Source organism: Dyella sp. C11, from assembly GCF_003121485.1.
In the GTDB taxonomy this organism is placed as follows: domain Bacteria; phylum Pseudomonadota; class Gammaproteobacteria; order Xanthomonadales; family Rhodanobacteraceae; genus Dyella.
On record NZ_QAVX01000010.1, the window covers coordinates 45,132 to 59,823 of the forward strand.

Annotated in this window: 14 protein-coding genes; 3 read left to right on the forward strand and 11 right to left on the reverse strand. The window is 64.3% G+C overall.

All coding sequences use genetic code 11. The features are described 5' to 3' along the window. Window positions 1-140: 140 nt before the first annotated feature. The 9 genes from hisIE to DK366_RS11290 are packed head-to-tail and all read right to left on the reverse strand — an operon-like array spanning window position 141 to window position 7,608. On the reverse strand, window positions 141-773 hold the full coding sequence (hisIE, locus tag DK366_RS11250) for a bifunctional phosphoribosyl-AMP cyclohydrolase/phosphoribosyl-ATP diphosphatase HisIE (RefSeq protein WP_109125650.1): 633 nt from the start codon (window positions 771-773) through the stop codon (window positions 141-143). Window positions 774-804: 31 nt separating this feature from the next. Beyond that, window positions 805-1,575, reverse strand: coding sequence for an imidazole glycerol phosphate synthase subunit HisF (gene hisF / locus DK366_RS11255; protein ID WP_109125651.1), 771 nt, complete (start codon window positions 1,573-1,575; stop codon window positions 805-807). Then, complete coding sequence (gene hisA, locus DK366_RS11260) at window positions 1,569-2,297, reverse strand: 1-(5-phosphoribosyl)-5-[(5-phosphoribosylamino)methylideneamino]imidazole-4-carboxamide isomerase (RefSeq protein ID WP_109125652.1); 729 nt, start codon at window positions 2,295-2,297, stop codon at window positions 1,569-1,571. The genes hisF and hisA overlap by 7 nt, the downstream gene beginning before the upstream one ends. Beyond that, window positions 2,294-2,884, reverse strand: a complete 591-nt coding sequence (gene hisH / locus DK366_RS11265; RefSeq protein WP_109125653.1) for an imidazole glycerol phosphate synthase subunit HisH — start codon at window positions 2,882-2,884, stop codon at window positions 2,294-2,296. Before hisH ends, hisA begins: the two co-directional genes overlap by 4 nt. Then, entirely contained in the window at window positions 2,884-3,948 is a 1,065-nt protein-coding gene (hisB, locus tag DK366_RS11270; RefSeq protein ID WP_109125654.1) for a bifunctional histidinol-phosphatase/imidazoleglycerol-phosphate dehydratase HisB, read from the reverse strand. Before hisB ends, hisH begins: the two co-directional genes overlap by 1 nt. Beyond that, entirely contained in the window at window positions 3,945-5,051 is a 1,107-nt protein-coding gene (gene hisC, locus DK366_RS11275) for a histidinol-phosphate transaminase (protein ID WP_109125655.1), read from the reverse strand. The genes hisB and hisC overlap by 4 nt, the downstream gene beginning before the upstream one ends. Further along, window positions 5,048-6,355, reverse strand: coding sequence for a histidinol dehydrogenase (gene hisD / locus DK366_RS11280; RefSeq protein ID WP_109125656.1), 1,308 nt, complete (start codon window positions 6,353-6,355; stop codon window positions 5,048-5,050). Before hisD ends, hisC begins: the two co-directional genes overlap by 4 nt. A gap of 27 nt (window positions 6,356-6,382) precedes the next feature. Further along, window positions 6,383-7,276 carry an ATP phosphoribosyltransferase gene (gene hisG, locus DK366_RS11285; protein WP_109125657.1) on the reverse strand — a complete coding sequence of 298 codons (894 nt, stop codon included), beginning with the start codon at window positions 7,274-7,276 and terminating at the stop codon, window positions 6,383-6,385. Further along, the gene (locus tag DK366_RS11290; protein WP_109125658.1) at window positions 7,273-7,608 is read right to left on the reverse strand and encodes a YerC/YecD family TrpR-related protein; all 336 of its coding nucleotides are present in this window, start codon (window positions 7,606-7,608) and stop codon (window positions 7,273-7,275) included. The genes hisG and DK366_RS11290 overlap by 4 nt, the downstream gene beginning before the upstream one ends. Before the next feature lie 863 nt (window positions 7,609-8,471). On the opposite strand from DK366_RS11290, the gene DK366_RS11295 reads away from it, so the two are divergent. Genes DK366_RS11295 through DK366_RS11305 form a run of 3 tightly spaced genes read left to right on the forward strand, consistent with a single transcriptional unit; the run spans window position 8,472 to window position 11,095 of the window. Then, window positions 8,472-8,927: a MarR family transcriptional regulator gene (locus tag DK366_RS11295; RefSeq protein ID WP_109125659.1), complete on the forward strand. Its 456-nt coding sequence runs from the start codon at window positions 8,472-8,474 to the stop codon at window positions 8,925-8,927. Next, window positions 8,924-10,465 carry an MDR family MFS transporter gene (locus tag DK366_RS11300; protein ID WP_109125660.1) on the forward strand — a complete coding sequence of 514 codons (1,542 nt, stop codon included), beginning with the start codon at window positions 8,924-8,926 and terminating at the stop codon, window positions 10,463-10,465. Before DK366_RS11295 ends, DK366_RS11300 begins: the two co-directional genes overlap by 4 nt. A 60-nt stretch (window positions 10,466-10,525) precedes the next feature. Next, a complete protein-coding gene (locus DK366_RS11305) occupies window positions 10,526-11,095 on the forward strand; it encodes a DUF998 domain-containing protein (RefSeq protein ID WP_157956504.1) in 570 nt (189 codons plus the stop codon). Between the two features lie 222 nt (window positions 11,096-11,317). Here DK366_RS11305 and DK366_RS11310 read toward each other — a convergent pair whose 3' ends face one another. Further along, the gene (locus tag DK366_RS11310) at window positions 11,318-13,210 is read right to left on the reverse strand and encodes an aromatic amino acid lyase (RefSeq protein ID WP_109125662.1); all 1,893 of its coding nucleotides are present in this window, start codon (window positions 13,208-13,210) and stop codon (window positions 11,318-11,320) included. A gap of 94 nt (window positions 13,211-13,304) precedes the next feature. After that, the gene (gene hisS, locus DK366_RS11315) at window positions 13,305-14,690 is read right to left on the reverse strand and encodes a histidine--tRNA ligase (RefSeq protein ID WP_109125663.1); all 1,386 of its coding nucleotides are present in this window, start codon (window positions 14,688-14,690) and stop codon (window positions 13,305-13,307) included. Window positions 14,691-14,692: the final 2 nt, after the last annotated feature.

A 14,692-nucleotide genomic window follows, 5' to 3' on the forward strand; every position in this document is an offset into this window, starting at 1 on the left:
CGTGTTCGTACGTGGGCGTGGAGCGGTTCGGCATGATGTTTCCCCGGCATGTCGGCCTGTCCGGGAAACAAGAGACCACAGGAGCCGTTAAGGCTGCGCTAGCCATCCGTGCACTTCAGGCGCAGCTCATTCCCTGGAGGTTATGACGCGGCCCGTTTTGCATGACGCTGCGCAAGCACCGCGGCCACATCGGTCAATCCGAGTCCACGCGCGCGCAAGGCCACGGTAAGGTGGAAGATCAGGTCGGCGGCCTCGCCCAGCAGGGCGAGGTCATCCTGCGCCACCGCAGCGAGCGCCGTCTCCACGCCCTCCTCGCCCACCTTTTGCGCCATCCGGCGAATGCCGCCTTCGAAAAGCTGGGTGGTGTAACTGCCTTCGGGGCGCTCGGCGTGGCGTTGTGTGACCAGCGCATCCAGTTCGGCAAGGAAACCCAGCGGCGGCTTGACGTCATCGCCAAAGCAGCTGTGCGTACCGGTATGACACGTCGGCCCATGAGGGTCGGCCCATACCAACAGCGTGTCGGCATCGCAGTCCATGCGTGCGGACTTGAATGAGAGCACGTTCCCCGAGGTCTCGCCCTTCGTCCACAAACGCTGCTTGCTGCGACTGAAAAACGTGACATGCCCGCTTGCCTGCGTGACGGCCAGCGCCTCGGCATTCATGTAGCCGAGCATCAACACTTCGCCAGTCAGCCAATGCTGGACGACGACGGGCAGCAGGCCGTCACCCTTGGCCCAGTCAAGTTGCGTTGGATCGAGTTGGGAGGCTTTCATCGTGGACACCGGCAATGTTGCAACAGAAGACTCAGGTTCTTACCTCGACGCCCCAGCCAGCGAGTGACTGCTTGAGCGCGGGAATGGCAATGGCACCGGAATGGAACACGCTGGCCGCGAGCGCGCCATCGACATCCGCCTCGAGGAACGCATCGCAAAAATGTTCCGGCGCACCGGCGCCACCCGATGCGATCAGCGGCACGTTGCATAGCGCGCGCACGACGGCCAGCTGCTCGAGGTCGTAGCCCTGTCGTACGCCATCGCTGCCCATGCAATTGAGCACGATTTCTCCGGCGCCGCGCTGTTGTGCTTCGACGATCCAGTCCAGCGTGCGCCGCGCAAGCGCCTGCGTGCGCGTGGGATCGCCGGTGTATTGGCGCACGCGCCATTCGCCATCGGCGTCGCGCAGGCTGTCCACGCCGACCACCACACACTGCACGCCGAACGCAGCAGCCAGCTCGTCGATAAGACTGGGACGTTCGAGTGCGGGCGAATTGACCGAAATCTTGTCCGCGCCAGCATGCAGCACGGCGCGTGCGTCTTCCACGCTTCGAATGCCACCGGCCACGCAGAAGGGAATGTCGATCTCGCGTGCCACGCGCTCAACCCAGCCGCGATCCACACTGCGGCCTTCCGGGCTCGCCGTGATGTCGTAGAACACCAGTTCGTCAGCACCTTCATCGCGATAACGCAATGCAAGATCCACGATCTCGCCCATCACCACGTGATCGCGGAAGCGCACGCCCTTCACGACCTTGCCATCGCGCACGTCCAGGCAGGGAACCAGGCGCCGACTCAGCATGCCAGGGCATCCTTCAGGCTGAAGCGACCTTCCAGTAGGGCGCGTCCTAGAATGACGCCGCGTGCGCCGGCATCACGCGCTGCCCGGATATCCTCCAGCGAGCGCACGCCGCCTGACGCCTGCACGGCCATCGAAGGCACCGCGGTCGAAAGGTACCGGTACAGATCAAGATTGAAGCCTGCGAGCATGCCGTCGCGATCGATATCCGTGCACAGCAGGTGCTTGGCGCCCCGTTCCGCATACCACGGCGCCAGATCGTCCAGCGTGCCCGATTCCGTTTCCGTCCAGCCCGCACTGGGAAGCGTCCAAGCGCCATCGCGTTGAAGCGTATCCAGCGCAATCGTGAAACGATCCACGCCAAGCGATGCCAACCAGCCCTCCACCATCACGGGTTCGCGAATGGCCAGGCTGCCCAGCACCACGCGCGACACGCCGGCATCGAACAGGCGTTGCACATCCGCCTCCGCGCGCACACCACCGCCTGCCTGAATGTGCATGCCGTCGCTTGCGATCGCTTCGATTACCGCAAGGTTTTCCAGGCTGCCACCGCGCGCACCGTCGAGATCCACCAGATGCAGCCAGCGCGCCCCTGCCTGCGCGTAGTCGCGAGCGAGTGCGCGCGGGTCAACGTCGTACGTGGTTTGCTGCGCGTAGTCGCCTTGCTTCAGGCGCACCACGCGGCCGGCGCGCAAGTCGATGGCGGGAATGACAGTAAAGGTCATAGTTCAAGGAAATTCTTCAGCAGGCGCGCGCCAACCTTGGCCGAGCGCTCGGGATGAAATTGCATGCCGTGAAAGTTGTCACGCGCGATGACGGAAGCAAACTCGCCGCCAAAGTCCGTGGTCGCGAGGGCGTGATCGCCCAAGGGAACGGCGTAACTGTGCACAAAGTAGGCCCAGTCGCCATCGACCAATCCTTCAAGAAGGCGATGCTCACGGCGGCGCTGCAATTGATTCCAGCCCATGTGCGGCACACGCAGGCCGGGTTGCTCCTCGAAGCGGCGCACCGTCGCGGGAATCAGGCCAAGGCACGCCACGTCACCTTCTTCCGAACGCTCGCACAAAAGCTGCATGCCCAGGCAAACGCCGAGCACGGGCTGTGTAAGCGACCGCATCAGCGCTTCGAGTCCGAGTTCGCGCAGACGCGCCATGCCGGGACCTGCCGCGCCCACACCGGGCAAGATCACCTTGTCGGCGGATCGAATGGTCTCGGCATCGGACGTGAGCGCCGCGTCCACGCCCAGGCGTTGCAGCGCATAACGCACTGATCCGATGTTGGTGCCACCCGCATCGACCAGCACGACGCCCATCAGAGCGCGCCCTTGGTGCTGGGCAATTCGCTGCCTTCGCGGCGAATAGCTTGCCGCAGCGCGCGCGCCACCACCTTGAAACAGCCCTCCACCATGTGATGCGCGTTCTCGCCGCGCACGCTCAGGTGCAGATTGGCGCCCAGCGTTTCGCACAGCGAGCGGAAAAAGTGCGGCACCAGTTCGGTGGGAATATCGCCGACGCGCTCGCGCGGAAACTCACCTTCGAACACGAAATACGGGCGACCGGAAAGATCGAGCGCGGCGCTTGCCTGCGACTCGTCCATGGGCAGCACGAAACCGTATCGCCCGATGCCACGCTTGTCGCCCAGCGCCTGCCGCAGCGCCTGACCCAGGGCAAGTGCGCAATCCTCGATGGTGTGGTGTTCATCGATATGCGTATCGCCGTCGCAGCGCAACGCCAGCGCAAAACCGCCGTGCTTGCCGATCTGCTCCAGCATGTGATCGAAAAAGCCAAGGCCCGTGTGGATCTGCGGATCTACGGCTTTATCCAGGTTCACGCTCACGCTGATTCGCGTTTCGCGCGTGTTTCGTTCCACCGTGGCCATGCGCGGCGCATCCAGCAACTGGTGTGCGACTTCGCCCCAACCCATGCCGTGCGGACCTACGCGAAAGCCGCGCACACCCATGTTGGCGGCAAACTGCAGGTCGGTCTCGCGATCGCCCACCATGGCGGACGCCGCGCGACTCCAGCCGTCGTCGGCCAGGTAGTGACGCATCATGCCAACGCCCGGCTTGCGCGTGTCCTTGCGCTCATGCAGGAAACTGCGATCAATGAGCACTTCGCGAATGGGGATGCCTTGCGAGGACAGGATGCGCATGAGCAGCTCGTGCGGCCCAATGAAATCCGCCTCGGGGAAACTGTCCGTTCCCAGGCCATCCTGGTTCGTGACCATCACCAGTTCGTATCCCGCCGCCACGAAGCGCTGCAACGCGGCAATGACGCCAGGCAGCAGCGCGAGCTTTTCGTAGCTGTCAATCTGGAAGTCTTCCGGCTCTTCGATCAGGCAACCGTCGCGATCAATAAAGAGAATCTTGCGGCTCATGCCTGTTTACCCACTGCTGTTCCGCTGGTGAATTCCCGCCCTTCCCTGGACGAGCTGGCAAGTACGTTCAGCACGCGATCGTTTTCCTCCGGCGTGCCGATGGTGATGCGCAATGCGTCGCCCAGTTGCGGGTAGCGATGGATGTCGCGCACCACGATGCCCGCACCGAGCAGGCGCTGATAGGTGGCACCAGCATCGTCGAAGCGGACCGCGAGGAAGTTCGCGTGCGAGGGAAGCACTTCCTTCACGCCTGGCGCATTCATCAATTCCCGAGCCACGCGTTCGCGCTCCCCACGCACCACGGTGACATGTGCGCGAGCCGATGCCTGCCCCGCATCGCACAACGCCTCCAGTGCCAGCGCCACGCACGGCCGCGGCAACGGATACGGCGCCATGATGCGCCTGAGCAACGCAATCACATCATCGTTCGCCACGAGCGTGCCAATGCGCGCCCCGGCGAGTGCCCATGCCTTGGACAAGGTGCGCAGCACGGCGAGATTCTCGTACTGGTTCACCAGCGATGTCGCGCTGGGCGCGTCGGAGAACTCGATATACGCCTCATCGACCACCAGCAGCGCGCGATCCGTCAGCGCCTGCGCCAATCGCTCGACGTCGCGGCGCGGAACCAGCTGTCCGGTGGGATTGTTGGGCGTGCACACGAACACCAGCTTCACCGCCGGCGTGATCGCCGCAAGCAGGGATTCGACGTCGAGCGTGAAGTCCTTTCGCAGTGGAACGGTGATCACGGCGGCATTCTGAATATGCGCACTGACCGCATACATGCCGAACGTCGGCGGCTGGATGGCAATCGCGTCCTCGCCCGCACGGCAGAACGCGCGCACCAGCAAATCGATCGCCTCGTCGCTGCCGCGCCCCACCAGAAGTTGAGACGAACGCACGCCGTACAACCGCGCCAGCGCATCCACCAAGGCCGCCGGCTGCGGATCGGGATAGCGGTTGCACGCCAGCGCATCGCCGCCAGGCGGAGCCCATGCAGATTCGTTGGCGTTGAGCATCACGCGGCCACCGTTCGCTTCCATGCGTGCGGACGAATACGGCTGCAGTGCGCGAATCTCGGCGCGGGCCAGATCCAGCACGCTCATGCTGCATCCTCCAGCGCTGCCAGCCGCAGCGTCACCGCGCGACGGTGGGCTTCCAGCTGTTCGGCGGCAGCGAGTGTGGCCGTGCAGGGTCCAATCGCTCGCAAGCCATCGGGAGACAGTTCCTGCACGGTAATCTGCTTCTGGAAGCTGGCGACGGAAACGCCGCTGTAACTGCGCGCGTAACCGTAGGTGGGCAACACGTGATTGCTGCCGCTGCAATAGTCACCCACGGATTCGGGCGTCCACGCACCAAGGAACACGGAACCCGCACTTTCAATGGCGCCGAGCCATGCGCGTGGCTCGCTCACCTGCACAATCAAGTGTTCGGGTGCGTAGCGATTGCTGACCTCGATAGCCTGTTCCAGTGATGACACCGCAATCAAACGACTCTGCGAGAGCGCCTGGCTGGCGATATCCGCGCGGGGCAATGCGGCGCACTGGCTTTCCACTTCCGCTTCCACGGCATCGAGCACCGCCGAGGACGGGCTCAGCAGGATCACCTGCGAATCCGGTCCGTGTTCCGCCTGCGAAAGCAGATCAGCGGCAATGAAAGCCGGGTTCGCGCTGTCATCGGCAATCACCAGCACTTCGGAAGGGCCCGCGGGCATGTCGATGGCGGCGCCTTCGGGATCGGCCGACACCTGCAGCTTTGCCTCCGTGACCCACGAATTGCCGGGACCAAACAGCTTGTCGCAGCTGGGTACGGACTCGGTGCCATATGCCATGGCCGCAATGGCCTGCGCACCGCCGAGCTTGAATACGCGGTGCACGCCCGTGATGCGAGCGGCGTACAGCACGGCGTCATCACAGCGACCATCGGGACGCACCGGCGAACACAGCACAACTTCCGTGCAGCCGGCAATGCGCGCGGGCACGCCCAACATCAGCGCGGTGGAAGGCAATGGCGCGCTGCCCGCTGGTACGTAAAGACCCACACGTTGGATCGGGCGCAACATGCGCTCGACGCGCACACCATTTGCCGTATCGAGCGTTACCGGTTGTGGCGCCGCTGCGCGGTGGAAGGCCTCGATGCGTGACGCTGCTTCCTCGATGGCGGCTTTCAATTCCAGCGACAGGCGCGTTTCGGCTTCACGCCATTCCTTGTCCGATACTTCGATCGCATGAAGCGTGCTGCGATCAAGGCGAAGCGTGAGCTCGCGCAAGGCGGTGTCGCCGTCCGCGCGCACGCGGGCGATGATCTGTTCGACACCCGTGCGCAGGCTTTCGGCGCGCGATTGGGCGGGACGCGCCAATGCCGCGCGGCGTCCTTGTGTGTCCAAAGCATTCCAGTCAAGGCGGTTCATTCGTTCGACTCGTTCTTCGGGCCTGCATTACGCAAGCATCTTCTCCACCGGCAGCACGAACATTTCGCGCGCACCGGCCTTCTTGATCTCTTCCAGCTGGCGCCAGCTCACTTCGCCGGCGCACAACGCCTGCAGCATCAACTGGTCTGGCTGACCTGCCACCGGCAGCAAGGTCGGTTGCGGTCCGCCCGGCAACAACCGAATGACGGCATCGAGTGCGCCGCGCGAGGTCTGCAACAGCAACAGGCGCGACTCGCGTACCTGGATCACGCCGTCGAGACGCTTGAGCAGCAGATCGATCATGTCGCCGCGTTCGTCGGTGGGCAGCGTCTTCGGGCCCGCGAGCACGGCTTCGCTTTCCAGCAGCACGTCGGCTTCGCGCAACTGGTTGGCGACCAGCGTGCCGCCGCTCTGTACCAGATCGCAGATGGCATCGGCCGTGCCCAGCCTCGGCGCGATTTCCACCGAGCCGGCCAACGTCACCACGCCTGCAGCCACGCCGCGTTCGCGCAGCCACTGGCCCAACAATCCCGGGTACGACGTGGCGATGCGCTGACCTTGCAGTTGCGATGCATCGCGATAGTCGAGCTCCTGCGGCACGGCCACCGACAAACGGCAACGCCCGAAACCCAGCGGACGCCATTCGGCCAGCTCCGGGCCATCGAGACCGCCTGTCAGCTGGTATTCGCTGAGCACATTGCGCCCCACGATGCCGAGGTCGCACACACCTTGCGCAATCAGCCCGGGGATGTCGTCGTCGCGCACCAGCAACAGATCGACAGGCTCGCCTTCACCGAAACAGAAGAGCTTGTCGCGACTCTGGCGAAAGGTGAGCCCGCAACGGTTGAGCAATTCGAGTGCCGGCTCGGTGAGCCGACCGGATTTCTGCATCGCAATGCGCAGTCGATCGCGCGGTTTCATGCCTTGGCCTTCTTGGTGGCCGCGCGACGACGCGCGGCACGGGCAGCGGCGGCCAGATAACCGCCGCTGCCCTGGTTGAGATAACGCGCAACGCGCCCGATGGTGGTGATGCTCACGGCCGTGCGTTCGTGGATTTCGCGATACGACGTGCCATCGAGCAGGTACGGCACCACCCGCCAGCGCTCCACCATGACTTCCAGCTCGGCCGGCGTGCACAGGTCGTGCAGGAACGCGGACATCTCTTCGGCGTTCTTGAGCGAGAGCAGTGCTTCGCAAAGGCTGAGTTCGGCGGACTCGGCGGGGGTTTCGGGGTCGATTGATCGGCGCTTCATAATGTACTAATGCATTAATACAGTGGAGAGGATGATACGCGCCGTTCAAGGTTGGGGCAACCGGTGATGGGATTTGGGTTTTTGGGGTGATTTCTTGCGCTCTCACTCAAAAGTGGAACGCTTTGCCTGATCGACGGCTTGGGGCGATCTGGCTCCCGTGAGGCGGGTTTCCGAACTGCTGCCGCAGTCTTGCTTGGCCGTCATCCCAGCGAGAGCTGGAGGCGCTTTTCGACGGCCGAAGGGCTGGTCATCCAGTGACGTTGCGCTTTCGCCCAACTGAAGCGCCTCCGCGACCTGGCTCGCTTGCCGCGGGTTTCCAAACTGCTGCCGCGGTCTGATTTGGCCGTCATCCCGGCGCAGGCCGGGATCCAGTCACTTTGCGCAGAATTGTCGCCTTGCGATTGTTGGCTTTTATGAGGGCATACCGCGACCTGGCTCGCCTGCGGCGGGCTTCCGCCCTCCTGCCGGAGGGCGGGTTACTTTTCTTTGCTTGCCCAAAGAAAAGTAACCAAAAGAAAAGGCACCCCCACTTGGCGCTGGCCGGCCCTGCCGGCCAGTTCGTGAGGGGCGGCCGGGCTTTTCGACCGGGCTCCTGCCCGGGCGAAAAGTGCCTGGCGTCCTGCCAGGCACCCCTGCGGGGCCTGCTCGTCCACCCCTCACCGCCCGCACAGGGGGCCCAAGATCAAGAGCGAGCGGACGGCTCGTGCAGCTTTGCTGCACATCGCGTCGCGGGTCGATCGCCGGGCTCCTGCCTTGGTTAGCCTTAGTTACTTCCGGGCTTCACTCGAATCTCAAACCCTTTGATCCCACCGATCCCCAACAATCGGTATAAACTAGATAGGTAGCCTACCTATCAACCACCCATGACCCGCCCCGCCCCCGACACCGAAGCCCGCGAACTCGCCGAACAACTTCGCGGCTCTCTTCGCCGCCTGTTCCGGCAGCTTCGGCGTCACGCCGACGACGACATGGTTTCGCCGCTGCACATCCCCCTGCTGGTCACCATCCTTGAAAACCCCGGCATCGGTGTTGGCGAGCTGGCGCAGCTGGAAGGATTGCGAAGTCCCACGATGACGGGACACGTGAACAGCATGGTGGCCGCAGGACTTGTCGAGCGTACCGAGCCCAACGAGGGCGACCGACGACGCGTCGGGCTTGTGGTGACGCCCGAAGGGCATGCGTACGTCGAGTCCCGGCGCAAGCGCCGCACTGACCAGTTGGTCCGCGCGCTGAGTCAGCTTTCCCCCGAATCCCGTGCTGCCTTGAGCGCAGCCATCCCTGCTTTGAATGACATTGAATTAGGCGATCTCGACGCATGAGCAGCCCCAGCGCCACCCTCAGTAGTACGGCACACGCCATCCACCCACCCACGGAAAAGGAAATCGGGCGCGTCTTCGCGGGCCTGGTGATCGTGCTGGCGCTGGGTGCCATCGACCAGAGCATCGTCGCGACTGCCCTGCCCCGCATCGTCAGCGACCTGGGTGGCATGAGCCATCTGTCGTGGGTGGTGACGGCGTATGTGCTCGCGTCCACCGCCACCATGCCGCTGTACGGCAAGTTGAGCGATCAGTACGGTCGCAAGCCGGTGCTGTACTTCGCGATCTTCGCGTTCCTGCTTGGCTCGGTGCTGTGCGGCGCGGCGCGCAATCTGGTGGAACTGATCGTGTTTCGCGCGATCCAGGGCGCGGGCGCCGGTGGCTTGCTTCCGCTGGCGCAAATCATCATTGGCGACATGGTGCCGCCCACGCAGCGTGGCAAACGCCAAGGCGTGGTGGCTGGCATTTTCGCCCTGTGCAGCGTGGTGGGTCCGGTGATCGGCGGCATCATCACCGACATGTTGTCGTGGCACTGGATCTTCCTGATCAACCTTCCCGTGGGTGCCGTGGCGGTGGTGATCATCGGCAAGACGCTGCGCCAGTACACACCGCTGCATGCGCGACGCATCGACTACCTGGGTTCGCTGCTGATGACGGTAAGCACCGTGGCGCTGCTGCTGGTGCTGACGCTGGGCGGTGGACAATGGGCGTGGACGTCCATGCCTATCGTGTCGCTCGCGGCATTCGCGCTGGTCACAGGTGTGCTGTTCGTGCGTCACGTGAAGCATGAGCCCGAGCCGGTGTTGCCGCTGGATCTGTTTCACAACCGCCTGTTTGTCGTCGCCAGCATCGTCATGGCGCTGACCTTCATGGGCTTGATGGGCGCCAGCCTGTTCTTCCCGCTGTTCTTCCAGCTGGTGATGGGCGTGAGTCCGGCACGCTCGGGCCTGCTGACAGGGCCGATGATGCTCGGCATTGCGCTTACCGCGTTGTTCAACGGCCGCGTGCTGATGCGCGCAGGTCGCTACAAGCCCACCGTGGTGGCAGGACTTGCCGTGGCGACCGTAGCGTTTGGCGTGCTCGCCTGGAGTGCGGCGACATCGCAGAGCCTGTACATCATCGAGCCCTCGATCTTCGTGCTGGGCCTGGGTCTTGGCCTGGTGATGCCCAACGTCACCATCGCCGTGCAGAGTGCGCTGGCTCCCATCCACCGCGGCGTCGGCACGGCGACACTTACGTTCTTCCGCTCGCTGGGCGGCCTGATCGGCGTGGCGGGTTCGGGCGCCATCCTCGCGTGGCAGTTGCGCGGCGGTGAGGCGCAAGCCCCGGCGGGCGCCATGTCAGCGGAAGGCGGCGCCATGGCGAGTCCGCTGCTGCATCACGTCACCGACGCCGCGATGATGGTCTATCGCCATGCCATCGCATCGACCTTCACGGTGGGCGCCTGCATCGTGGCGTGCGCCTTCGTGTTGATCATGCTGCTGCCGGAAGTTCCGCTGAGCGATCGTCATCACACCGCACCCGCGCCCGCCGCCGACTGAAGGATGTCGATGAATTCCGTGCCGCGCAGTCCAACTCGTGTACTGATGTCGGCATGGATCATGTTCGCCGTCGTCGTGTTTGCGACGACGGCGTGCGCCTTGCAGTGGACGCGAACGGATCTCGATCCCGTGCTCGCACCCTTGAGTGCGTACTTGCGAGGCCCGGGCGGCATCGGGTTGCGCAGCGCGTACTACCTGATGGCCAGTGCCTTGGCCTGCCTTGCGTGGCTCGCGTACAACACCACGACAACAGAGCGCCGAAGCATGCTGCCCAGCGCGCTGTTTCTGGTTGCCGCCATGGCGCTGCCCGTCGTTGCCCTTACGGTGCTCTACGAGCACACGCCACAGGAAGACCTGGCGCGCCTGATCCATGGAGAAGCGGCGCAAACCACCTTCCTGTGCCTGGTTACCGGCATGGTGTTGCTGTCGATGCGCTTGCGGCGCAATGAGCACACGCATCAACGCGCGGGCATCGTGCTGGCGTGGCTCGCCTTCGTGCAGATGTGGGTGCTGGCACTATGGAAAGGCCTGCCGCCCGGCCTGACGCAGAAAGCGCTGATCGTTCTGATACTGCTGTGGCTGGCATGGGTGGCACGGAAGCTTTGGCGGGCAAGCCGTTCGCCGGATTGAGTCGCCCACAGGATGAGCTCCCGCACAAACGGCGACACGCCGCTGGGGCCTCTAGCTGGCAGAACCACTCAAAGAAAAGGGTCGCTTTCGAGACCCCTTTTCATTACTTCGTCAGCCGCTCACCGCGCTTCGCAGCTTTTTCTGTGGGAGCCCACCCTGTGGGCGACTCGATCTAGCCCCATTCTCTCAAAGTAAAAGGGCCGCTTTCGCGGCCCTTTTCGGTTACTTCGCAAATACCCGCTGCCTCACCAACTCGCAGACGGTGCGCACGTCGCCATCCATAGCGCGATCGCGCGCCATGAAGCCGATGTGCTTGCGCAACGATTCGTGCGCCTTTCGCACGGCCTCGCCTGCGTGGAAATCACCCACGTTGGCCAGCGCCGTGGTGAGCTGCTTCACTTCCTCGACGAACTGCGCGTAGTGCGCGTGATCTTCGCGCGGTGCATTCGACACCTTGCCGGCCAATGCCTGCCAGTCGCCGCGCGATGCGAGGCGGCTCGCTGCATTGAGCATGGCCTGGCGGAAATCCAGTGCCTGCGCTGCCGTGTAGAGCTCCAGTGCAATCACGTAGCCCAGGTCTTCCATCATGTCGAGCACGTGACGGGCTTCATTTGCGCCCATGGACACGTGGTCTTCCGCATTTGCGCTGGTCGGCACCGAATACACGCTGGCCGGATGCGCGCGCGTGGCGAGGTCGTTCACCAATGCCGCGGCGGTGTACTGCACGATCATGAAGCCCGAATCGGTGCCGTCTTCGTTGCCGGTAAGGAAGGCAGGCAGGCGATCGTTGGTCGAAGGCTCCACCAGCTTGTTGAGGCGACGCTCGGAAATGGAGGCCCGCACCGGAATGGCGGCCTTCCCGTAGCTCATTGCCCGCGCCAACGGCATGCCGTGGAAGTGGCCGGCGGAGATCACCTGCTCTTCGATGAATTGCGCGTCTTCGGCATCCGGGAAGATCAGCGGATTGTCGGTGACCGAGTTGAGTTCGATGTCGATCACGCGGCAAGCCTGTGCCCATGCATCGCGCACGGCGCCGTGCACCTGCGGCATGCAGCGCAGGCAGTAGGCATCCTGCGGCTGGTGCTTCTTGCCACCCTTGAACGGCAGGAAGCGCGCATAGAACGCCTCGCGACCGTGACGCTGGTTGGCAGGCACCCAATCCCAGCCGATGTCGAACGTCAGGGCCTGGTCCGACGGATCAGCCCAGGCTTCGGCCGTCCACTGCTTGAAGCGCGGCACCAGGTGATAGGGAATATCCACCAGCGTGCTGCCGACGAGCAGCTCACGCACGTGCGCTGCGGCATCAACCTGACCTGGATGCGGACGCAACGCGTGCACTTCCGGACGCAGCGCGCCGCTGCGGCCAGCGAACGCATCGAGCGTCATCGCCGCGGCAAGGTCCGCCAGTTCCAGCAGGTGTTCCAGGTCGTCCAGCGCCAGCGTGCCCGTCGCCAGCATCTGCGCCGTGCCATTGTTGAGCGCCAGACCTTCCTTGAAGGAGAGACGGATCGGCGCAAGTCCGGCGCGCTTCAGCGCATCGGCGCCCGGCAGGCGCTCGCCCTGATAGAACGCTTCGCCGCCACCCAGCAGCACGATGGCCAGATGCGAGAGCGGCGCAAGATCGCCACTGGCGCCCACCGAGCCCTTCTCGGGCACTACCGGCACGATGCCGGCGTTGAGCATCGCCGTGAGCGCCTTCAGCGTCTCCACGCGAATGCCCGAGTGGCCACGCATGAGCGTGTTGATGCGAATGACGAGCATCGCGCGCACCACATCCGGCGCGAACGGCTTGCCGACGCACACGGCGTGCGTGGTGATCAGGTTGTGCTGCAGTTCTTCCAGCAGCGTGCCTCCCGGCTTGTCGGGGTTACCTCCCGGCAACTCATCGCGCAGACGGTGCGCGCCCAGCAGTTTGTCGGCATTGCTGCCGAAGCCGGTGGTGACGCCATAGGTGGGTTCGCCGCAGCTCACCTTGTCCGCAAGAAAATCGGCGGCGCGCTGCACGCGCTTGAGCTGCGTTTCGTCCAGCTCCACGCGCAGCCCCTGGCGGGCCACGGCCACGAGCTGCTCGCGTGTGAGGCTGTTGCCGTCCAGGAGAATGGTCTTTGCAGTCATGCTTGGCTCCAGCCCGGACGGGCCATGTCAGATCAAGTTGTGTGGTGCAACCGCCGCACTATTCGGCGGCGGCGGGGATGCAGCGAATCGTCGCTCAGGCGCCGATGTCGGCCTGCGCCAGTTCGACGCGAAGCGTCTTGATGAGTTCCGCGCGCGACACTTCGAACTGGTCCTCGCGACGCAGGTCCTTCACGGTGACGACGCCCTTGGCGAGCTCGTCCTCACCCAGCACGATGACGAAGCGGATGCCCGCGCGGTCGGCGTACTTGAACTGCTTGCCCAGCTTGCCGCCTTCCAGCACCACTTCCGTGGAGATGCCGGCACCGCGCAGTTCGCTGGCCACTTCCAGGTAGGCCGGCAACTGCGCCGGGTCCATCTGCGTCACCAGCACGTCGACCGTGCTGCGCGCGGTGCCGATCAGGCCGGCATCGCGAAGCTGCCAGTAAAGACGCGTCAGGCCGATGGAAATGCCCACGCCCGGCAGGTGCGACTTGGTGTACTGGCCGGCCAGGTTCTCGTAGCGACCGCCCGAGCAGATCGAGCCGATCTGCGGGTGATCGTTGAGCGTGGTTTCGTAGACGGTGCCCGTGTAGTAGTCCAGGCCGCGCGCAATCGAGAGATTCAGTGCGTAATGCGACTCGGGCACGCCGAAGGCATGGATCAGGCCCAGCACTTCCTTCAGTTCCGCGCGGCCCTGCTCCATCGCTTCCGGACCGGCGCCCAGCGCGTCGAGCTTGCTGTAGGCATCCTGCAGCGAGGTGGAGCGCACCTGCACGAAGTCCAGGATCTTCTGCGCGGTTTCGGCACTCAGGCCAAACGGCTCGGCCATGAGCGTATCGCGCACGTAATCGGCGCCGCGCTTGTCCAGCTTGTCCACTTCGCGCAGCACCAGCGTCTGCTGTTCGCTGTCGACAACACCCAGGCTTTCGAAGAAACCGCGCATCAGCTTGCGGTTGTTGAGCTGGATGGTGAACGCGCCGATGTTGAGTTCGCGGAACACGCTATAGATGACCGCGGGCAGCTCGGCGTCGTAGCGCACCGACAGGCTGTCCTTGCCGATCACATCGATGTCGCACTGGTAGAACTCGCGGAAGCGGCCGCGCTGGGCGCGCTCGCCGCGATACACGCGCTGCATCTGGTAGCGACGGAACGGAAACGACAGATCGTGCTCGTGCTCGGCCACGTAGCGCGCCAGCGGCACGGTAAGGTCGAAGCGCAACGCCAGTTCGGGCACGCCATCGCCCTTCTCGGCGTTGTTCAGCGCGCCGGTGGACTGCACGAAGTACACCTGACGCTCGGTTTCGCCACCGGTCTTGGTCAGCAGGACGTCGGAGAATTCCATCACCGGCGTTTCCACCGGCAGGAAGCCAAAGCGCTCGTAATTGCGGCGGATCACGTCGAGCATGCGCTGGAACGCGATCTGGTCGAGCGGCAGCAGCTCGAGCACGCCGGGCATGGTGCGGGCCTGGGTAAGCGCCATGA